Source organism: Pimelobacter simplex, assembly GCF_900114845.1.
In the GTDB taxonomy this organism is placed as follows: Bacteria; Actinomycetota; Actinomycetes; order Propionibacteriales; family Nocardioidaceae; genus Nocardioides; species Nocardioides simplex.
The window spans coordinates 545,046-564,452 of record NZ_FOUK01000004.1; the positions used below are offsets into that span (position 1 = coordinate 545,046).

The window sequence follows — 19,407 nt, forward strand, 5'->3', positions numbered from 1 at the left end:
TCAGCCTGACGTCGTGACCGGTTCGGGCTCCGGGCCGACCGTCGGGCGCCGGGTGAGCCCGCGCACCGACGACGAGCCGAGCGCGGCGAGCGAGCTGAGCCCGATCACCGACGCCACGACGACCAGCCAGAGGTCGACCCCGACGAGCGCCGCGACCGGGCCGGTGAGCGCGTAGCCGATCGGCCGGCACACGAACGAGCCGACCAGGTCGAACGAGTAGACGCGGGAGAGCATGTCGGGGGCGATGTTCTCCTGGATCGCCAGGTCCCAGCCGACGCTGAACAGCTGCAGCCCCACGCCGTGGACGAAGGCGCCGAGCAGCACGAGCCACAGCTCGCCGGACAGGGCCATCGCGAGCGGGAAGGCCGCGGTGAGGGCGAGCATGGCGACGCCCGAGCGGAGCAGGTGGCGCGGACGCCAGCGCAGGGCCACGAGGCCGCCGGTGACGAAGCCGGCCATGAGCGCCGAGAGCGCCCAGCCCCAGGCCTCCTCGCCCCAGGTGTCGCCGACCACGATCGGGCCGAGGACGCCCTGCGCGCCGCCATAGAACAGGTGGTAGAGCAGCGCCTGCCCGATGAGCAGCCACAGCCAGGTGTGGCGGAGGACCTCGCGGGCGCCGTCGGCGAGCTCGCTGAGGATCCTGGCGCCGCTGCTCGACGGCGTGTGGGCCACCCGGATCAGCGAGTAGAGGATCGCCGCGATGGTGTAGGTGCCGGCGTCGACCGCGATCGCCCAGCCCGGGCCGGCGAAGGCCACGACGATGCCGCCCACCGCGAAGCCGACCGCGGACGCCGTCTGGCTGGCGAGGCTGCGCAGGACGACGGCGCGGGGCAGCTGCGCCTCGGTGACCGTCGCCCGGGTCATCGCGCTGGACGCCGGCTGGGCGAGCGCGCCGAGGCAGCCGTTGACCATGCCGATCAGGCTGAGGAACAGGATCGAGCCGTGCCCGGTGATGAGGACGGCGGCGCAGACGGCCTGGCTGAGCGCGGTCGCCGCCGACGAGCCCTGCATCAGGAGCTGGCGGGGCAGCCGGTCGCCGAGCACGCCGCCGTACAGGATGGTGACGACCTCGGCCGCCGAGAACGCCGCGACGACGAGGCCGAGCTGCGTGGCCGTGCCGCCGAGGTGGAGCACCGCGAACGCCAGTGCCACCGGTGTCATCGCCGAGCCCAGCGCGCTGACCGTCACGCCGCCGACGAGCGCGCGGAAGTCGCGGGAGGCGAGCGGGGAGGTGGTCACCGCAGAAAGGTACTTCGCTACCTAAGTATTTGGCAAGCGAACTACTTGCTGGCGAAGGACCGTGCCGTAGGCTCCGCCCATGGCCGAGGACTGGACCGACCGGCACGTCGCCCGGTGGCGCGACCACTGGCTCGACATCGGCTTCGACGAGGACGTCGAGGGTGTCTTCACCCGGATCGGCCGGCTCGCGCGCCACCTGCGCGACGCCAAGGCCGCGGCCCTGGCCGAGGTAGGCCTCACCGACTTCGAGTACGACACCCTCCACGCGCTGATGATCCGGGACACCCCCGGCTCGGCCTCGCCGACCGAGCTGGCCGCCGAGGTCGGCGTCTCCGGCGCCGGGATGACCGGCCGCCTCGACGGTCTGGAGCGGGCCGGCTGGATCCGGCGGATCCCGTCGGTCGACGACCGGCGCCGGGTGATCGTCGAGGTGACCCGGCAGGGGCTGGCCATCTGGCGCCGGGCGATGGACATCCGCGGCGAGGCCGAGCACGCCCTCGCCGCCGCGCTCACCGAGCGCGAGCTCGCGACCGTCAACCGGCTGCTGCGGAAGATGACGCTGCGCTCCGAGGCCGAGGACGGCGGCAGCCCGGGCGCCTCGTGAGCCCGCCCGCGGGGCCGATGATCGACCATTTGCGAACGGACCTGGCGCTCCCGTGGCCCCGGGCGGGCCGCTCTGCCTAGCGTGTGCGTCGAGGCCCGGGCCCGTCTCCCTTCATCACGAGCCCGGGACTGCCGGCGTCGTCCCGTTCCAGGGATCGCGACGTGGGCGTGCTCCGTTTCTCGTGTCCGGGGGGTGCGAGAAACGGAGCGTCCGCCGGCGCCGCCAAGCGGTGCAGGTCGCTCAGCAGCTCAGTGGTCTGCGGGGGCGGAGGGGTCGCGGCCACGCCTCGCCCCGGCTGCTGGCGCCGCCAGTCGGCGGGTGTCTGGCCGTGCCGGCGCCGGAACGCCCGGATGAACGTGTCGACGCCGTTGAACCCCGCCGTCTGCGCGACGCGCTCGACGGTGGCCGAGCGGTCCGCGAGGAGCAGTCGGCGGGCGCTCTCGCCCCGCACCTGGCGCAGGTACGCCGCGGGCGTCGTCCCCCGCCGGGCGAACTGCTTCTCGAGGTGGCGGCGCGAGACCATGAACCGGGCGGCGAGCTCCTCGACGCCGAGGCCGGGGTCGCCGTGGTGGCGCTCGAGGTACCAGCGCGCGCTCGCCCACAGTGCCGCGCCGCTCAGGTAGGGCCGGGAGCGGTCGCCATACCGCATCCGGTGGGTGACGGCCCGCAGCAGGTCGACCAGGAGCTCCTGGCGGTCCGCGCCCGCGCCGCGGAGCAGCGCCGCGGCGAGCTCACGGCCGAGGACGTCGATCTCGCCGGTGCCCGGCGGCAGGGCGCGTCCGGCGATCTCGCGCAGGGTGGCCGGTCCGAGACCGGCGAGCGCGGTGGGGACGCGGAGGACGAGGATGTCGGTGGGCGACTGCAGCCGGATGCCGTACGGCTGGTCCGACGCGAGGAGGTAGCCGCCGCCGGACGCGACCGGGCCGGCGTGGCCGTGCTGGGCGATGACCGTGCTGCCGTGCAGGAAGACCGAGAGCAGCACCGACTCGCGCGGGTCCGCCGCGACCCGCCGGGCGGTACGACGGACGACCGACGGCGTCGCGCCGACCTGGCTCACGCCGAGGGGCCCGAGCTCCCGGGCGCGCAGGGCGCCCTGGAAGTCCCCGTCGGCGTCGACCTCGAGGGGCACGTAGGCGGTGCTGCACCGGTGCGACCACTCGTCGAGTCCGGTCACGGCGAGGTGCTCGCGGGGTGGGGCGTCGTCGGTCACGTGCTGCCCAACCACACGGACGCCCCGCTGTTCGCAGAATGAGGGTGATCGTGCGCAAATCGTCGATCGAGCGACCTGCCGAGGCGGTCGACCTCACCCGTCGAAGCCCGGCGCGGTCCAGTCGAAGCCGCTCAGGTCGGTGAGCAGGTCGGGCGTCCCGGACCCGAGGACGCCGGAGGGTGGGCGGCGCTGCTGGGCCCGGCGCCACTCGTCGGGGGTGGCGCCGTACTCGCGGCGGAAGGCGCGGACGAACGTGTTGACGTCGCTGAAGCCGACCTCTCCGGCGATGGCGCCGGCCTGGCCGCGGCGGCTGGTGACGAGCAGCTGGGCGGCGTGGCGCAGTCGCAGCCGGCGCAGGTACGCCGCCGGGCCGGTGCCGAGCCGGGCGAACTGCATCTCCAGGTGCCGGCGCGAGACGAGGTACTCACGGGCCACGTCCTCGATGGTCAGCCGCGCGTCGGCGTGGTGCTGCTCGATGAACCACCGGGCGCTGGCCAGGATCGCCGAGCCGCTCATCAGGGCGCGGGAGCGGTCGGAGTAGACCATCGGGTGCAGCGCGGCGTGGAGCAGCTCGAGGGCGACCTCGTGGTGCTCGTCGACCTCGTCGTCGGCGAGCGGGCGGTGCCGGCCGACCAGGCCGGAGACGTAGCGGCGCAGCACGTTGAGCCCGGCGGCGTCGTCGGGGACGGCCTGGCTGGTCAGCCGGTTCCGGGAGCGCTCGCGGATCGCCAGGTACTGCACCGGGACCCGCAGCGTGAGCAGCTCGTTGCCGTCGCCGAAGCGCAGGCTGTAGGGCTGGTCGCCGTTGAGCAGGAAGCCGCCGCCGCTGGAGAACCGGGCGATCCGGCCGTCCTGGACGGTGGTCCCGCCACCGCGCACGAACATGCACAGCAGGAAGACGTCGCGCGGGTCGGTGGTGACCGAGCGCGCGGTGCGCGAGACGGTCACCCGGGTCGAGGCGACCTGGCTGATCGCGAGGTCGCCGACGAGCCCCTCGCGCAGCGCGCCGCGGAAGCCCGGCTCGTCGGAGTCGACGCGCAGCGGCACGTAGGCGTGCGCGACCAGCTCCGCCCAGGCGTCGCGGCCCGCGACGTCGAGCCGGTTGCCGGGTCCCGATGGGTGCTCCTCCCTCACACTCGCGCCCAACGCCTCGCCCGCGGCTCCGATCGCAGAACGTCGATGACTGTTCGCAATTCGGCGATTGGGCGCGGGATCGCCCGCGGGCCGGCGCGTGGGAGACGACCTCGGATCGACGTTTTGCGCAGGCTGCTCGCGGATCGCTGGTGGAAGGCGGGCGCAGGTCCCTAGGTTCGGCGCGGCACCGAGAGCACGACGAGGAGGAACGCCATGTCGACGACGTCCACGGACGACGCGCGCCCGCGGCACCGCGCGGCCGTGCCGCCCCGGCCCGGGGTCCGCCGCCCGGCGCGCGCCCGGCTCCGGATCGTGCTCGGCAGCGCCGCCCTGCTGGTCGCGCTCGCCGCCCCGCTGCTGCACGCGCTGCTGCGCTAGCGGCACCACGAGCCACGGCCGCCCCTCGCCCTGTCCCCATCGTCGAGCCGGCCGTGAAGGGCCGGCGACCTGGCCCCACCCGGTCGCCGGCCCCGCCGGCCCCGTGCCCGCGCGCCCGTCACCCGGGGTGTGCGGCACGGGGTCTGGTCGCGTCCCGCCTCCGCGTCCTGGCCCCCCACCGGGCAGGACGCGGAGGCGTTCCGCGTCGCAGGTCCGCCCTAGGGCGTGCCCGGGGGTGCGGACTGCAGCAGGGTGAGCACCGCGAGGACCCGGCGGTCCAGGTGCGGCGTCGGCGTCAGCTCGAGGGTCGCGAAGATCCGCGTGCAGAGCTCCTCGACCGTGGGCGGGGCGAGGTAGAGCCGGGCCGCGATCTGGTTGCGGCTGTGGCCGAGCGCGACGAGCTGGAGCACCTCGCGCTCGCGCCGGTCGAGCAGCGGCAGCCGCGTCGTCGCGGCGACGTACGTCGCGTCGAGGCTCATGCCGCACCTCCGCCGTGCCGAGGGGTGCGGCGGGCCCGCTCCGGGAGGAGGGTGGAAGTGCGGCGCGGGCCCGCCAGTCTCAGGACGTCGAGGTCGGCGCCGCCGCGCGCCTCGACGCTGCGGAGGATCTCCAGCACCCCGCACTCGGTACGACGCAGCCGGCGGTGCGCGTCGTGGAGCTGGTCCTCGCCCTGGGCGGCGTCGAGCTGGGCCTCGCACATGCGCAGCCAGCGCGAGCGGAGCGCGGCGACGAGGCCGTCGGGACCGTCGAAGTGGCGCTGCCACTCCGTGCGCCAGGGCACCGCACCGGACATGTCGGCGGCGGCGATCGCCTCGACCTCGCGGATGATGCGCAGGCGTTCGTGGGTCTCGGTCCAGGTCATAGGGGGGCCGGTCCTTCCGGGACGGGCCGGGCGAGGGGGTCGCCGCGGCTCCGGTGCAGAGAGGAGCGGCCCGGGCGGCCCGGTGATACGCCGAATCTCGATGTATCACGCCTGCTGGCTCGCGGGTCCGTTGTGCGGGACGATGCCTCCGTGACCGGTCCGCTCTCGATGCTCGTCCCCGCGGCGCGGGAAGGAGACCAGCATGCGTGGGACACGATCGTCGACCGCTTCGCGCCGCTCGTGGACGCGATCATCCGCGGCCACCGGCTCTCCGAGGCCGACGGTGACGACGTCAGCCAGACGGTGTGGCTGCGCCTGGTCGAGCACCTCGGCGACCTGCGCGAGCCGGATGCCCTGCCGGGCTGGATCCGGACCACGACCCGGCACGAGTGCCTGCGCCTGCTCGCCGCCCGCGGCCGGGTGCGCCCCGTCGACCCGCAGGACGACGCCGGGCTCGACGCCGTCGCCGAGGACACCACCGACACCGGCCTGCTCGACGCCGAGCGCGCCCAGCTGCTGCGCGAGGCGCTGGCCGAGCTGCCCGAGGCGCGCCGCGCGCTGCTCCTGCTGCTGCTCGCCGACCCGCCCGTGGCCTACGACGAGATCAGCCGCCTGCTGGGCATGCCGATCGGCAGCATCGGGCCCACCCGGGCCCGCGCCCTCGACCAGCTTCGCCGGACCCGCGCCCTGCGCGGGCTCGGACCCGACCTCGTGGGGAGACGCGGATGAGCGAGCCTGACGCCCTGGGCGACGACCAGCTGCTCGAGCTGCTGGGCCGGGCGCTGGCCGAGGACGCCGCCGTCCCCGAGCGGCGCCGCGCGGCTGCGCGGGCCGCGCTCGGCTGGCGCTCGGTCGACGCCGAGCTGGCCGCGCTGCTGCACGACTCCGCGCTCGAGGCGGGCGCCGCGGTCCGCTCGTCGGGCGCCGGCGCCGGGCCGCGCACGCTGTCGTTCGAGGACGACGGGACCACCCTCGAGCTGGAGCACGACGGCGCCGGCGGCGAGCTGCTCGGCGAGGTGGTCGGCGTGCCCGGTGCGGTGGTCCGCGTCGAGCGGGCGGACGCCGAGCCGGTCGCCGTGCGCGCCGACGCGTCCGGGTTCTTCCGCATCGAGGGCGTCGGGACCGGCCCGGTGCGGGTGGTCGTCGAGCGCGACGGCCGGGCGCTCACCACGCCCTGGGTGACCCTCTAGTCAGGTCAGCGGCCCCACCGTCGTGATGTGCCCGCCGCGCGGGTCGACCGAGCTCGTCCCCGCGGCCCGCACCGCGGCCCAGGCGGTCCGCGCGGACTCGCCGGTGGCGCTCATCCGGGCCGCCACCAGGCCGGTGACGACGGGGGTCGAGAACGACGTCCCGCTCCACCGGGCGAGCCCGTCGAAGTGACGGACCTCGCCCAGGTGCGGCGGCTCGTAGCAGGTGTAGCTGCCCTGCGGGAAGGCGTTGACGAGGTCGCGCCCGCGCGCGTAGACGTCGACCCAGGACGGGCCGACGTTGGAGTAGTCCGAGACCGCGCCGTCGGGGTCGACCGAGCCGACCGCGACCACCCAGGGGAAGGCGGCCGGCCAGAACCGGTCGCTGCTGGCGTCGTTGCCGGCCGCGGCGACGACGAGCGTCTCCTCGCCGTCGTCGAGCCCGTGCGCGGCGGCGAGGATCTCGAACGCGAGCAGCGCGAAGTCGCGCCGGGTGTGGGTGCCCGCCGAGATGCTGATCAGCTGGGGGTGGTCGTCGTCGCGCAGCGCCTCGTCGAGCTGGGCCACGATCTCGGACTCGAAGACGGCGCCGCCGTGGGTGAGCACGCCCTCGACCTCGATCCGGGTGCCCGGCGCCAGGCACCGGATCACGCCGGCGACGAACGTGCCGTGGCCGGCGTAGGGGTGGATGTGGGCGGGGTCGACGACCTCCTGGTCGGCCGGGTCGGCGACCACGCCGTCGAGCCACGGGGTGACCGGGCTGGTCACCGCGGGCACCCACAGGCCGGTGTCGACGACGCCGACCCGCACGCCCTTGCCGACCGACGGGTCGCCCTCGGGCTTCGGGAAGACCGCGTCGGGGAGGTCCTTGCCGGCGACCGGCTCGGTGGCGGGGCACATGGTCCCGGTGGGCGTCACGTAGACGACGTGGTCGGGCGTCACCCGGCCCGGCCCGAGCTCGCGGTCGAGCTCGTCGAGGGTGGCCAGGACGTCGTCCTTGCCGTCGAGGCGCCGGGGCAGCTCGACGAGGGCGAGCCCGGGCAGCCGGGTCTCCTTGCGGAGCAGGCCGCCGCGGAACTCCCGGCCGCGCGCGGCGAAGAACCGCTCCAGGCGCGGAGTGTCCTTCTCGTGCACGAGGGCGTGCCCGGCCCGGAAGAGGTAGTGCACCTCGCCGTCGTCGCGGGGTGGCACCGAGCCCTTCGCGGGACCGGCGCCGATCCGGTGCCGCATCGCCTTGCGGATCACGCCCACCTGGATGCGCAGCCGCTCGGCGTCGTGGCGAGGACGGACGAAATCGCTCATGGCCGCTCCTGGTGCGTGGAGCCGGTGGCTCGGACCCCGGCGGCGCTACCGTAGTGCCGGCTCCACGGGCCCGACAAGGAGGGCGACCGGCGGCCGGTCGAGAACGCGGGGACGTCGATGGAGGAGCTGCTCGGGCTCGCGAACGAGGACGCCGACGCGGCCGTGCGCGGCGCCGAGGCGGTGCTCGCGGGCGAGACCGACCCGCGCGCCCGGTCCTTCGCCCACCACGCGCTGGGCATCGTGCACCGCGACCGGGGCCGGATGCCCGAGGCGCTCGCCGCCCTGCGCGCCGCGCTCGCTGACGCCCGCCGGAGCGGTGACGCCGACCGGGAGCGCGACGTGCGGGCGACGTACGGGGCGACGCTGGTGTTCGCCGGCCGGACGGCGTCCGGGCTCGCCGAGCTGGAGCGGGCCTCCGCCGGGGCGCAGGGCGCGCTGGGCGCCCAGGTCCTGCTCCGGTACGGCGGCACGCTCGCCGTGCTCGGCCGGTTCGCCGAGGCGCTGCCGGTGCTGCGGGCCGCGCGCGACGGTGCCGGTGCCGCCGGGCTGCCCCTGTGGGAGGCGCGGGCCCGGATCTGGCTCGGCCACGTCCACCTCGCGCTCGGCCAGGTCGACCTCGCCGAGCGGGAGGTCGTCGCCGGGGAGCGGGCGCTGGCGGCGCAGGGCGCGGCCCGGGAGCGGCTGACCGCGCTCGAGAACCTGGCCGAGATCGCGGGTGCCCGCGGCGACCTGGCAGCCTGCCTGCGGCTCTACGGCGAGGTGCTCGCGGCCCACCGTGCCGCCGGCCGGCCGTCCCGCTTCGAGGCGGTCGCGCTGCACGCCGCGGCCTACCGCCGGGCGGGGCTGCCGGCCGAGGCGGCGCGCCTGCTGCGCGACTTCGGCGCCGCCACGACGCTGGCGCCGCACGAGGACGCCCAGTTCCGGCTCGCGCTGGCCGAGGCGCTCCTGGCCGCCGGCGAGCCCGGCGAGGCGCTGGACCAGGCCCGGGCGGCGAGGGCCAGCTTCACCCGGCAGGGGCGCGCGTGGTTCGCGCTGCGGGCCCGGCTGGTCGCGCTGCAGGTCCGCGGCGGCCGGGCCGAGGCCCGCGCGGTCGCCGACGCGCTCGATGCCGAGCGGGCCGACGAGGCTCCGCTCGCGCTCACGCTCGCCGGCCGGTTGAGCCGCGACGGTGAGCGGCAGGAGGCGTGGGATCGGGCGGCGTCGTACCGCCGGCACCCGAACGCGCTCGTCCGCGCGGGCGCCTGGCAGGCCCGGGCGCTCGACCGCGAGGAGCGCGGCGACCGCGGCGGTGTGCTGCGGGCGGCCGCGGCCGGCCTCGATGCGCTCGACGAGCACCGGCGCCTGATCGGCTCGTCCGAGCTGCGCGCGCTGGCGACCACGCACGGCCGCGAGCTCACCACGCTCGCGCTGCGGCACGCGGCGCGCGACCCCCGCAGCCTGCTCCGCTGGAGCGAGCGGACCCGCGCCACCGCGCTGGCCCAGCCGCCCGCGACGTCGGACGCCGGGAGCACGTCGGAGGCCCTGGCCGCGCTGCGTGACAACGGCCGCCGGCTGGCCGAGGCGCGGCGCGAGGGCGCATCCGTCGACGACCTGGAGCGCGAGCGGCGCCGGCTGGAGCGCGCCGTCCGGGCCGCGAGCCACCTGCGGGCTGCCGCCGGAGAGCGTCACCGCAGCGTCGACGTCGACGAGGTGCTCGCCGCCGCGGACGACACCTGCCTGGTCGAGCTGGTCGACGTCGACGGGGTGCTCCACGTCCTCGTCGCCCACCGCGGGAGGGTCCGGCGCCGCGTCGCCGGCCCGGTCGCCGAGCTCCCCGCGCTCCTCGGCCCGGCCGGGATGCTGCTGCGCCGCGCGGCCCGCGGGCGTCCGGCCGACCCCGCCGCCCTGGGCCGCCGCCTGGAGGAGGCGGTGCTGGGCGACGCGGTGCGGCTGCTGCCCGACGCCCCGGTCGTGCTCGCCCCGACCGCGCGGCTGCACGGGCTCGCCTGGTCGCTGCTGCCGGCGCTGGGCGCGCGCCCGTTCGCGGTGGTGCCGTCGGCGGCCCAGTGGCTGCGCGCCCGGGCTGCCGTCCCGGGCACCGGCACGGTGCTCGTCGCCGGCCCCGACCTGGCCTCGGGAGGGGCCGAGGTCCCGGTGCTCGCCGGCCGGCACCCCGGGGCCGTGCTCCTCGACGGACCGCGGGCCACGGTCGACGCCGTGCTCGGCCACCTCGACGGCGCCGGGCTCGGGCACCTCGCCACGCACGGCCGGTTCCGGGCCGACAGCCCGCTGTTCTCCGCGCTCGACCTGGCGGACGGGCCGCTCACCGTGCACGACCTCGAGCGGGTCCGGCGGGCGCCGTACCGGGTGGTGCTGTCGGCGTGCGAGTCCGGCGTCCTCGCGCCGGTGGGCGCCGGCGAGCTGCTCGGCCTCGCCGCCGCGCTCTTCTCCCTCGGCACGGCGGGGCTGGTCTGCAGCGTGGGCGAGGTCAACGACGCCGCCACCGCCGACCTCATGGTCGGGCTGCACGCGGCGCTGGCCGCCGGGAGCGACCCCGCCGCTGCGCTGCTCGAGGTGCGCCGACGTACGGCGGGCGACGCGGTGGCCGCCGGCACGGCCGCGGCCTTCGTCGCGCTCGGGGTGTGAGCGCGCGTCGCTACGACGCGCGGGTCCAGGTGAGCCGGCTGAGGTCGGTGAGCAGCCGGTCGGCCGGCGGGCGGAGCGGGACGACGACGTCGGGCCGGCTGCGCCGCCAGTCGTCGGGCGTGGTTTCCCACTGCCGCCGGAAGGCGCGGATGAACGTGTTGACCTCGCCGAAGCCGGCCTGGCGCGCGGCCGCGGCGACCGTGAGGTCGCGGTCGGCGGCGAGGAGCTGGCTGGCCCGGCGCAGCCGCAGCGTGCGCAGGTGGGCGCCCGGACCGGCGCCGCGGCGCGTGAACACGATCTCGAGGTGGCGCCGCGAGACGCCGTACGCCCGGGCGACGTCGTCGACGCCGAAGGAGGCGTCGGCGTGGTGGCGCAGCAGGTACCACTGCGCGTGGACGACCAGCGCGTCGTTGCTGAGGCGGGCCAGCGGGCGCTCGGGGTGGCGCAGCCGGTGGGCGAGCGCACCGAGGAGCTCGGCCAGCACGGCGTGCTCGGTCGCGACCGCGTCGTCGGCGGGCGGCGCGTCGACCAGCTGCGCGAGGTGCCCGCGCAGCACGCCCAGCTCGGGCACCGCCGGCCCGATCGGACGCCCCGTGAGGTCGGCGAGGGCGCGGTGGTCGAGGCCGGTGTGCTCGGTGGGGAGCCGCAGCGCGAGCATGTCGTACGGCTGGTCGAAGCGGACGCTGTAGGGCCGGTCGCTCTCGAGCAGGTAGCCCGTGCCGGCGGTGACGCCCACCGGCCGGGTGCCCTGCAGGACGGTGCCGCCGCCGGTGAGGAAGATCGACAGGATCAGCGCCTCGCGCGGGTCGGTGCGCACCCGGGGGCGCCCCCGCTGGATCGTCGCCGCCGTCGAGCCGACCTGGCTGACGCTGGCGTCGCCGACCCTGGTCTCGTGCATCGAGCCGCGGAAGTCGGGCGCGGCCACGGTCGCCAGCGGGACGTAGGCCGTGCTGCACAGGCTCGACCAGGCGTCGATCCCCGCGACGTGCAGCGGCTCGACGCGGGACCGGTTCAGACCGGTGGGCGACGTCCGGGGCACCCCACGAGGATGCGTTCCGGACGGCGGCGCGGCCAAATCCCTGCACTCCCTAGAATCGACCCATGTCTGATCAGCCCAGCACGCCCCGCACCGCCCGGGAAGCCATCGCGGCCGTCCGGGGGCACGAGGCCTGGGCGATCATCCGGCGCTCCACCCGGGCGGGCGACCGCGACACCGTCGGCGTCCTCGGCGGCACCCGCAGCGTCGTCGAGTCGATCCTCGACATCCCGCTCGAGGACGGAGTCCCCGCGCCGGGGCGCACCTGCGACCGGCTGGTCGCCGTCCCCTTCCGGCAGGTGAGCGAGCGCGGCTTCGAGGCCCACGACGACGGGACGCCGCTCGTCGTCGTCGACGTCACCGAGGAGCACGAGTTCAGCGTCGCCGACGTCGTCGCGGCGATCGACGAGGTGCCCGTCGAGTTCGACGACCGCGGTGGCTTCGACACCGACGACGAGGCGTACGCCAAGATCGTCGGGTCGATCATCGACGAGGAGATCGGCCAGGGCGAGGGTGCCAACCTCGTGATCGGCCGCACCTACCGGGCGCTCGTCGCCGACTGGAGCGCCGAGGTCGCGCTCGCCGTCTACCGCCGGCTGCTCGAGCGCGAGCGCGGCGCGTACTGGACCTACGTCTTCTTCACCGGCGACCGCTTCCTGATCGGCGCCAGCCCCGAGCGGCACGTGTCCGTGCACGGGGGCGACGTCCGGATGAACCCGATCTCCGGCACCTTCCGGCTCCGGCCGCCCGAGGGCGACACGCGCAGCACCGAGACCCGGCTGCGCGAGTTCCTCGAGGACGAGAAGGAGATCTACGAGCTCTTCATGGTCGTCGACGAAGAGCTCAAGATGATGTGCGACATCTGCACCGAGGGCGGCCAGGTGCTCGGCCCCTTCCTCAAGCCGATGACCCACCTCATCCACACCGAGTACCTCCTCGCGGGGCGCACCACGCGCGACGTCCGCGAGGTGCTGCGCGACACGATGTACGCCGCCACCGTCACCGGCTCGCCGGTCGAGAACGCGTGCCGCCTGATCAAGAAGTACGAGCCCGAGGGCCGCGGCTACTACGCCTCCGCGCTCGCGCTCTTCGGCCGCGACGCCGACGGCGCGCCCGTCGTCGACAGCCCCATCGTGATCCGCACGGCTGACGTCGACCTCGACGGCCGGCTCAAGGTCAGCGCCGGCGCCACCCTGGTCCGCGACTCCGACCCCGCCTACGAGGTGGCCGAGACGCACGCCAAGGCCGGCGGCATCCTGAGCGCCTTCGGCCTCGTGCCGGCAGCGCCCGTCCCGACCACCGACGTCACCACGCTGGTCGCCGACGAAGAGGTGCTCATCGCCCTCAACGGCCGCAACAACCGGCTCTCCGGCTTCTGGCTCGCCGACCAGGCCGGGACGCCGTCCGACCCACGGCTGGCCGGCAAGAGCGCCGTGATCCTCGACGGCGAGGACGACTTCGTGAACATGCTGCGCCACATGCTCGCCCGGATGGGCATGACGAGCGCCGTCGTCCGGCACGAGGACTACGCCGACGGCGTCCTCGACGGCTACGACCTCGTCATCGTCGGACCCGGACCCGGCGACCCCCGCGACGACAGCGACCCCAAGATGGCCCAGCTGCGCGCCGCCGTCGCCTGGCTGCTGGACCACGAGAAGCCGTTCGTCGCGGTCTGCCTCGGCCACCAGGCGCTGTGCCACCAGCTCGGCATCCCGCTCGCCTACAAGGACATCGTCTTCCAGGGCACCCAGGCCTCGGTGCTGCTCGGCGGGCGGCCCGAGAAGGTCGGCTTCTACAACACCTTCGTGGGCCGGGTCGCGCCCGGCGACGCGCTGCCGGCAGGGGTGTCGGTCGACGCCGACGCCGCGACCGGCGACGTCAACGCGCTCGCCGGCCCGCACTACCGGGGCGTGCAGTTCCACGCCGAGTCGATCCTGACCGAGCGGGGCTTCGACATCGTGCACGACCTGGTGTCGGGCGTCCTGCTCTAGGCCCGGACGGCTGACGTGGAGCTGATCGCCGGTCCGCCGGCGGCGTACCTGGGAGCCGACGAGGTCGTCGAGACGTCCGCTCCGGCCGTCGTCGCGCTCGCGGCGCGGCTGGGTGCGAACCAGGCCGGCGACCCGGTCGCCTTCGCCCGCGCGGCGTTCGACTGGGTGCGCGACGAGATCGCCCACGCCGGCGACGCGGGCGACCCGCGGTTCGCCGTCTCCGCGACCGAGGTGCTCGCCGACGGCGCAGGCTGGTGCTACGCGAAGGCGCACCTGCTCGCGGCGGTGCTCCGCGCGGGCGGCGTGCCGACCGGCCTCTGCTACCAGCGGCTGGGCGACGGTGACGGTCACGTGCTGCACGGACTGGTCGCCGTCCACCTCGACGGGGCGTGGCACCGCCAGGACCCGCGCGGCAACAAGCCGGGCGTCGCGGCCGAGTTCTCGCTCGACGGCGAGCGGCTGGCGTGGCCGGTCGACCCCGCCGCCGGCGAGGCCGACCTGCCCGAGGTGCACGTCGCGCCGGCGCCCGGCGTGGTGGCCGCCCTGCGGCGGCACGAGCTCGCGGTCGCGCTGTGACCGCGCCGGACGTCGTGGTCGTCGACCACCACGACTCCTACACGTGGAACCTGGTGCACCTGGTCGCGGGCGTCACCGGCGTGCTGCCGACGGTGGTCCAGCACGACGAGGTGGCCGCCGCCGACGTCCTGAGCCATGCGTACGTGGTCCTGTCGCCCGGCCCCGGGCACCCCGACGTCGAGCGCGACTTCGCGGTCGGCCGGGCGGTGCTGCAGGCGGCGACCCGGCCGGTGCTGGGGGTCTGCCTGGGGATGCAGGGCATCGTCACGGCGTACGGCGGCCGGGTGGCGCGCGTCGCGCCCGGGCACGGCGTCAGCGCGCGCGTGCGGCACGACGGCACCGGGCTCTTCGCGGGCGTGCCGGCGCCGTTCGAGGCGATCCGGTACCACTCGCTCGCGGCCGTCGAGCTGCCCGACAGCCTGCGGGTCACCGCTGTCGACGAGCGCAGTGGGTTGACCATGGGCGTCGAACACGTGACGCTGCCGATCATGGGCGTCCAGTTCCACCCCGAGTCGGTGCTCACCGAGCACGGCGCTCGCCTGGTCGCGAACTTCCTCCGCCGATGGTGACCCAGGGCGACCCGGCCGAGGCGTTCGCCCGGATCCAGGCCCGCCACGCGCGCTGCGTCTGGCTCGACGGCGGGGGCGCCCGGGACTGGTCGCGGCGCCGCTCCATCCTCGGCTGGCTCGAGGACGACGACGTCTCGCTCACCTACGACGCCGCGCGCCGCGAGGTCACCCGGCACGCCGGCGGCCGCTCCGAGGTCGTCGGCGACGACCCGTTCGCCGTCCTCGAGGGCGAGCTCGCGGCGGGCAGCCCGGCCGACCAGTGGTTCGGCTACTTCGGGTACGCCGCGCGTGCCGACCTCCCCGCCGCGCCCGACCCGGACCTGCCGGACGCCGTCTGGCTGCGCCCCTCGCACCTGCGCGAGTACGAGCACCCGGTCGCCGCCCCCGCGACCAGCCTGGGCGTGACCGGCGCCGACCCGGTGCCGACGCCGCCCGCCTACGCCGCGGCGTTCGCGACCGTCCAGGAGCACCTCCACGCCGGCAACTCCTACGAGGTCAACCTGACCTACCGCACCCGCGCGAGCAGCCCGCTCAGCCCCGCGGCGGCGTACCTTCGGCTCCGCGCGCTCAACCCGGCGCCGTACGCCGGCTTCCTGCAGCACGACGTCGACGGCGCCCGGGGCTGGCTGCTCAGCTCGTCGCCCGAGCGCTACGCCCTCGTCACCGAGGACCGCACGCTCGAGACGAAGCCGATCAAGGGGACGACCCAGCGCGGCGCCACCCCCGCCGACGACGCCGAGGCCCGCGAGCGGCTCGCCAGCGACCCGAAGTTCCGCGCCGAGAACCTGATGATCGTCGACCTGCTCCGCAACGACCTCGCGACCGTCTGCGACGTCGGGACGGTCGAGGTGCCGGCGCTGATGGAGGTGGAGTCCTACGCCTCGGTGCACCAGCTCGTCTCGACGGTCCGTGGGCGTCTGCGCGGCGACGTCACGACGGTGGGCGCGCTGCGCGCGCTCTTCCCGGCCGGCTCCATGACCGGTGCGCCCAAGCTGCGCACGATGGAGATCATCGAGGAGGTCGAGTCGTCGCCGCGCGGGGCCTACGCCGGCGCCTTCGGCTGGATCTCCGGCGACGGCCGGGCCGACCTCGGCGTGATCATCCGGTCGCTGGTGACCACCGGCGGCTGCGACGAGTACGTGCTCGGCACCGGCGGCGGGATCACCGTCGCCAGCGACGTCGACGAGGAGCACGCCGAGACGGAGTGGAAGGCTGCCCGCCTGCTGCAGGCGATCAACCCCTAGCCCTTCCCCCTAGAAGCGCCATCGGGTCGCGCCGTGCGGCTCGACCGTCTGGACGGCGTGGGCCGACGCCGCGACGAGCCGGAACACGTGCCACGGCGGGCCGCCGGCCGACTGCGCGCTGAACGGCGCGGTGAGCGCGGGACCGGGCTCGGCCGCGGCATCGAGCTCGCACGGCCACCCCTCGGCGTTCCACAGCGGGATGAGCGCGGCGAGCTGCTCGGGGTCGGTGACCAGGTCGGCCCGGCCCTCGATGACCAGGTCGAGCTCGCGCAGGCTCAGGGCGAGGTTGCAGCGGGGGTCACGGCGCAGGTTGCGGCCGCGCCGCGTGGTCAGCCCGGTGACGAACCAGAACGAGCCGTCGCGCCACAGCCCGCCGACCGCGTTGGTGTGCGGGCTGCCGTCGGCGTTGAGGCTGGTCAGCCAGCAGGTGTGCCGGCCGGGGCCGGCGTCCTCGGTGGCCTGGGCGTAGCCGGCGTCCACCAGGCCGGTGACCTCGGCCCAGTCGATCGGCGGCGCGGAGTAGCGCTCCGCGAGGTTGAGGGTGTCCATGCCGGTACCGACCCCGCGGCGCCGGCGGACTCATCGGGGGCGGCGCCAGCTAGCTCGCGGACGGGCTCGGCCCCGGGGACCTGCCGGCGTCCATCTGGTCGGCCGCGCGCGAGAGCACCGTGAGGGTCTGCTCGACGGCCCGCACGATGCGCGCCTCGTCGTACGGCTTCGGGTCGACGACGTCGACCTGCTGGATGAGGACGCCGTTCTGCACGAAGCCCGTGACGTAGAGCTGCTTCTTCGTGGCGTTGACGACGATCCGGGCGTCGTCGGCGTCGGCGATCCTCGGACGGCGGACGTCGGCGTCGTCGCGCTGGCCCATCGTCTGCCAGGCGTCGTCGAGCGTGCCGGGGAAGAGGATGTAGTTGGCGGTCACGACGGGATCGCCGGACTTCTCGTCCTCCGGCGTGAACCGGCACTCCGGCTTCTCCGGGCTGCCCGCGTGCTTGGTGCTCGCGACGCCGTACTGCTGCTTCACGAAGGCCACGTCGAGCCCGTCGCACGGGTTCCACAGGGCGGTCTTGGTGGTCGGCAGGTCCGGCTTGGGACCGACCTTCTCGCCGCCGCAGGCGGCGAGGAGGACGCCGAGCACGGCGATCCCGGCGACCTGGAGGGGGACGGCGCTACGTCGTGACATGGGGGTTCTTCTCCCGTCCGGGGATGCGGAGCACGAGGCGTGCTCCGCCACTGGCGTTGGCGGTGGCGTGGACCGATCCGGAGTGGCGCTCGGCGACCTGGCGCACGATCGCCAGGCCCAGGCCCGAGCCGGGCATCGTCCGGGCATCGGGGGATCGCCAGAAGCGGTCGAAGATGCTCGACCTGTCGTTCTCGGCGATGCCGGGGCCCTGGTCGTCGACGGTGAGCACGCCGTCGCTGAGACGGACGTCGACCTGGCCGCCGTCGGGACTCCACTTGGCGGCGTTGTCGAGCAGGTTGGTGACCGCCCGCTCGAGCTCGGCGTCCTCGCCGATCACCCACCAGGGGCGGGTGAAGACCTCGAAGGTGATCCCGGGCGCGCGCCGGCGCACGCGCTGCACGGCGTGGTCGACGACGTCGGCGAGGTCGACCGCCTCGACCTGGACCGGGATCGGCTCGTCGCGGGCGAGCTCGGTGAGGTCGCCGATGAGCGTGGTGAGCTCCTCGATCTGGGCGCGCACGTCGTCGAGCAGCTCGTCGCGCGCCTCGGGGGGCAGGCCCTCGAAGCCGCCGTCCTGGCGCGCGGTCATGGCGAGCAGGTCGATGTTGGTGCGCAGCGCGGTCAGCGGCGTGCGGAGCTCGTGGCTCGCGTCGGCGACCAGCTGGCGCTGCCGGGTCCGGCTGGCGTCGAGCGCGATGAGCAGGTGGTTGAACGCGGTCGACAGGCGGGCCACCTCGTCGTCCCCCTCGACCCGGAGGGGGGTGAAGTCCTCGGTGCGGGCGATCTCCTCGACCGAGGCGCTGAGCCGGCGGACCGGGCGCAGGCCGTTGCTCGCGACCGCCCAGCCGCCCAGGCCGGCGGCGAGCACGCCGAGGATGCCGAACGCGAGCGTCACCCAGCCGAGCCGGGCGAGCGTGCGGTCCTGGTCGGCCAGCGGCTGGGCGATGACCAGCGCGAGGCCGGACTTGCTCTGGACCGGCACCGCGACCATCCGGTAGCGCGCACCGCCGATGATGATGGTGCGCAGGCTCTCGGACCGCTTGCCCTGCGCGACCGCCAGCTCCGCCTCGCCGAACTGGATGTCCGGGCCGCGGTCGAGGATCACCCGCGTGCCCTCGAAATAGAGGAACGCGATCCGGACGTCGCCGGCGCCCAGCGCCCAGGGCGGGACCCCGGCCGCGCCCGCGTTGAGCAGGGTGTCGGACTTCGCCGCGTTCTGGGCCCGCGAGACCAGCGCGTCGTCCAGCGCCTGCTGCATCTGCACCCGCGCGGTGATGTAGGCGCCGACCGCGACCAGCGCCACCGACATCGCGACGGCAATGGTGGTCAGCCAGATCACCCGGCTCGCGAGCGAGCGGCGGTAGTGCCAGCGGCCGTCGACGCCGGGGCCGACCGCGAGACCCCAGCCGGTCATGACTCGGTCGCGCGCAGGACGTACCCGATGCCGCGGACGGTGTGGATCAGCCGGGGCTCGCCCTCGGCCTCGGTCTTGCGCCGCAGGTAGCCGACGTAGACCTCGAGGGAGTTGGCGGTGGTGGGGAAGTCGTAGCCCCACACCTCCTCGAGGATGAAGCTGCGGTCGAGCACCCGCCGGGGCCGGCGCAGGAACATCTCGAGCAGCGTGAACTCGGTCCGGGTCAGCTCGATCAGCCGGCTGCCGCGGCGAACCTCGCGGGTGGTCACGTTCATGGTGAGGTCGGCGAAGGAGAGGACCTCCTCCTCGGCGCCGTCCTCGATCGGCGCCACCCGCCGCAGCAGCGCCCGCAGCCGGGCCAGCAGCTCCTCGAGCGCGAACGGCTTGGTCAGGTAGTCGTCGGCCCCCGCGTCGAGCCCCTCGACCCGGTCGCCCACGGCATCGCGCGCGGTCAGCACCAGGATCGGGATGTCGTTGCCCGCCGCCCGCAGCGCCCGCGTCGTCTCGAGCCCGTCGAGCTTGGGCATCATCACGTCCATCACGACCACGTCGGGCGCCACCGCCCCGATCCCGGCCAGCGCCTCCGCCCCGTCGCCGGCCAGGTGCACGTCGTACCCGTTGAAGGCGAGGGAGCGCCGCAGCGACTCGCGCACGGCGCGGTCGTCGTCGACGACGAGGACGCGGTGGGGCACGGCGGAGCGGGTGGACACGCCCCCATCATGGCCCAACCCCCTGAGTGCGGGCTGAGAGGTGCGCGAAGTGCGCCGGTTGCGGGTCCGAAGTGCGTGGGTTGCGGGTCCGAGATGCCCGCAACCCGCGCACCTCGGACCCGCAACCCGCGCACTTCGCG

Annotated in this window: 20 protein-coding genes; 9 read left to right on the forward strand and 11 right to left on the reverse strand. The window is 75.5% G+C overall.

Annotated elements, in window-relative coordinates; all coding sequences use genetic code 11:
• Nucleotides 1-1,239, reverse strand: coding sequence for an MFS transporter (locus tag BM223_RS19425; protein WP_038676068.1), 1,239 nt, complete (start codon nt 1,237-1,239; stop codon nt 1-3).
• Nucleotides 1,240-1,318: 79 nt separating this feature from the next.
• Here BM223_RS19425 and BM223_RS19430 point away from each other — a divergent pair, with 79 nt between their 5' ends.
• Nucleotides 1,319-1,843 (forward strand): MarR family winged helix-turn-helix transcriptional regulator, encoded by a 525-nt coding sequence (locus BM223_RS19430; RefSeq protein WP_038676070.1) that lies wholly within the window; start codon nt 1,319-1,321, stop codon nt 1,841-1,843.
• A 76-nt stretch (nt 1,844-1,919) separates the two neighbouring features.
• Here the strand turns inward: BM223_RS19430 and BM223_RS19435 are convergent, their stop codons facing one another.
• Nucleotides 1,920-3,053: an AraC family transcriptional regulator gene (locus tag BM223_RS19435; RefSeq protein WP_038676072.1), complete on the reverse strand. Its 1,134-nt coding sequence runs from the start codon at nt 3,051-3,053 to the stop codon at nt 1,920-1,922.
• Nucleotides 3,054-3,146: 93 nt separating this feature from the next.
• Complete coding sequence (locus BM223_RS29175; RefSeq protein ID WP_038676075.1) at nt 3,147-4,187, reverse strand: AraC family transcriptional regulator; 1,041 nt, start codon at nt 4,185-4,187, stop codon at nt 3,147-3,149.
• A 213-nt stretch (nt 4,188-4,400) separates the two neighbouring features.
• Here BM223_RS29175 and BM223_RS29180 point away from each other — a divergent pair, with 213 nt between their 5' ends.
• Complete coding sequence (locus BM223_RS29180) at nt 4,401-4,565, forward strand: hypothetical protein (RefSeq protein ID WP_158510152.1); 165 nt, start codon at nt 4,401-4,403, stop codon at nt 4,563-4,565.
• A gap of 218 nt (nt 4,566-4,783) precedes the next feature.
• Here BM223_RS29180 and BM223_RS29185 read toward each other — a convergent pair whose 3' ends face one another.
• On the reverse strand, nt 4,784-5,044 hold the full coding sequence (locus BM223_RS29185; protein ID WP_052138111.1) for a response regulator transcription factor: 261 nt from the start codon (nt 5,042-5,044) through the stop codon (nt 4,784-4,786).
• Nucleotides 5,041-5,427, reverse strand: coding sequence for a hypothetical protein (locus BM223_RS19450; protein ID WP_038676076.1), 387 nt, complete (start codon nt 5,425-5,427; stop codon nt 5,041-5,043). The genes BM223_RS29185 and BM223_RS19450 overlap by 4 nt, the downstream gene beginning before the upstream one ends.
• A 150-nt stretch (nt 5,428-5,577) precedes the next feature.
• On the opposite strand from BM223_RS19450, the gene BM223_RS19455 reads away from it, so the two are divergent.
• Nucleotides 5,578-6,156: an RNA polymerase sigma factor gene (locus BM223_RS19455; protein ID WP_200887052.1), complete on the forward strand. Its 579-nt coding sequence runs from the start codon at nt 5,578-5,580 to the stop codon at nt 6,154-6,156.
• Nucleotides 6,153-6,617, forward strand: coding sequence for a carboxypeptidase-like regulatory domain-containing protein (locus BM223_RS19460; RefSeq protein ID WP_052138112.1), 465 nt, complete (start codon nt 6,153-6,155; stop codon nt 6,615-6,617). Before BM223_RS19455 ends, BM223_RS19460 begins: the two co-directional genes overlap by 4 nt.
• On the opposite strand, the gene BM223_RS19465 is transcribed toward BM223_RS19460, so the two are convergent.
• The gene (locus BM223_RS19465; RefSeq protein WP_038676078.1) at nt 6,618-7,916 is read right to left on the reverse strand and encodes a S8 family peptidase; all 1,299 of its coding nucleotides are present in this window, start codon (nt 7,914-7,916) and stop codon (nt 6,618-6,620) included.
• 117 nt (nt 7,917-8,033) lie between these two features.
• Here BM223_RS19465 and BM223_RS19470 point away from each other — a divergent pair, with 117 nt between their 5' ends.
• A complete protein-coding gene (locus BM223_RS19470) occupies nt 8,034-10,541 on the forward strand; it encodes a CHAT domain-containing protein (RefSeq protein ID WP_075018680.1) in 2,508 nt (835 codons plus the stop codon).
• 10 nt (nt 10,542-10,551) lie between these two features.
• Here the strand turns inward: BM223_RS19470 and BM223_RS19475 are convergent, their stop codons facing one another.
• The gene (locus tag BM223_RS19475) at nt 10,552-11,580 is read right to left on the reverse strand and encodes an AraC family transcriptional regulator (RefSeq protein WP_038676081.1); all 1,029 of its coding nucleotides are present in this window, start codon (nt 11,578-11,580) and stop codon (nt 10,552-10,554) included.
• Between the two features lie 62 nt (nt 11,581-11,642).
• Here BM223_RS19475 and BM223_RS19480 point away from each other — a divergent pair, with 62 nt between their 5' ends.
• Genes BM223_RS19480 through BM223_RS19495 form a run of 4 tightly spaced genes read left to right on the forward strand, consistent with a single transcriptional unit; the run spans nt 11,643 to nt 15,957 of the window.
• Nucleotides 11,643-13,568, forward strand: coding sequence for an anthranilate synthase family protein (locus BM223_RS19480; RefSeq protein ID WP_038676083.1), 1,926 nt, complete (start codon nt 11,643-11,645; stop codon nt 13,566-13,568).
• 15 nt (nt 13,569-13,583) lie between these two features.
• Nucleotides 13,584-14,144 (forward strand): transglutaminase-like domain-containing protein, encoded by a 561-nt coding sequence (locus BM223_RS19485; RefSeq protein ID WP_038676085.1) that lies wholly within the window; start codon nt 13,584-13,586, stop codon nt 14,142-14,144.
• Nucleotides 14,141-14,713, forward strand: a complete 573-nt coding sequence (locus tag BM223_RS19490; RefSeq protein WP_038676087.1) for an anthranilate synthase component II — start codon at nt 14,141-14,143, stop codon at nt 14,711-14,713. Before BM223_RS19485 ends, BM223_RS19490 begins: the two co-directional genes overlap by 4 nt.
• The gene (locus BM223_RS19495) at nt 14,707-15,957 is read left to right on the forward strand and encodes an anthranilate synthase component I family protein (RefSeq protein WP_038676089.1); all 1,251 of its coding nucleotides are present in this window, start codon (nt 14,707-14,709) and stop codon (nt 15,955-15,957) included. Before BM223_RS19490 ends, BM223_RS19495 begins: the two co-directional genes overlap by 7 nt.
• Nucleotides 15,958-15,966: 9 nt before the next feature.
• Here BM223_RS19495 and BM223_RS19500 read toward each other — a convergent pair whose 3' ends face one another.
• From BM223_RS19500 to BM223_RS19515, 4 genes are read right to left on the reverse strand one after another with little or no spacing between them, the layout of a single operon-like run.
• Nucleotides 15,967-16,506 (reverse strand): pyridoxamine 5'-phosphate oxidase family protein, encoded by a 540-nt coding sequence (locus BM223_RS19500; RefSeq protein ID WP_038676091.1) that lies wholly within the window; start codon nt 16,504-16,506, stop codon nt 15,967-15,969.
• A 49-nt stretch (nt 16,507-16,555) separates the two neighbouring features.
• Nucleotides 16,556-17,143, reverse strand: a complete 588-nt coding sequence (locus BM223_RS19505; RefSeq protein ID WP_141267656.1) for a hypothetical protein — start codon at nt 17,141-17,143, stop codon at nt 16,556-16,558.
• Nucleotides 17,130-18,557, reverse strand: a complete 1,428-nt coding sequence (locus BM223_RS19510; RefSeq protein ID WP_038676095.1) for a sensor histidine kinase — start codon at nt 18,555-18,557, stop codon at nt 17,130-17,132. Before BM223_RS19510 ends, BM223_RS19505 begins: the two co-directional genes overlap by 14 nt.
• A complete protein-coding gene (locus BM223_RS19515) occupies nt 18,554-19,267 on the reverse strand; it encodes a response regulator transcription factor (protein ID WP_269465045.1) in 714 nt (237 codons plus the stop codon). Before BM223_RS19515 ends, BM223_RS19510 begins: the two co-directional genes overlap by 4 nt.
• Nucleotides 19,268-19,407: the final 140 nt, after the last annotated feature.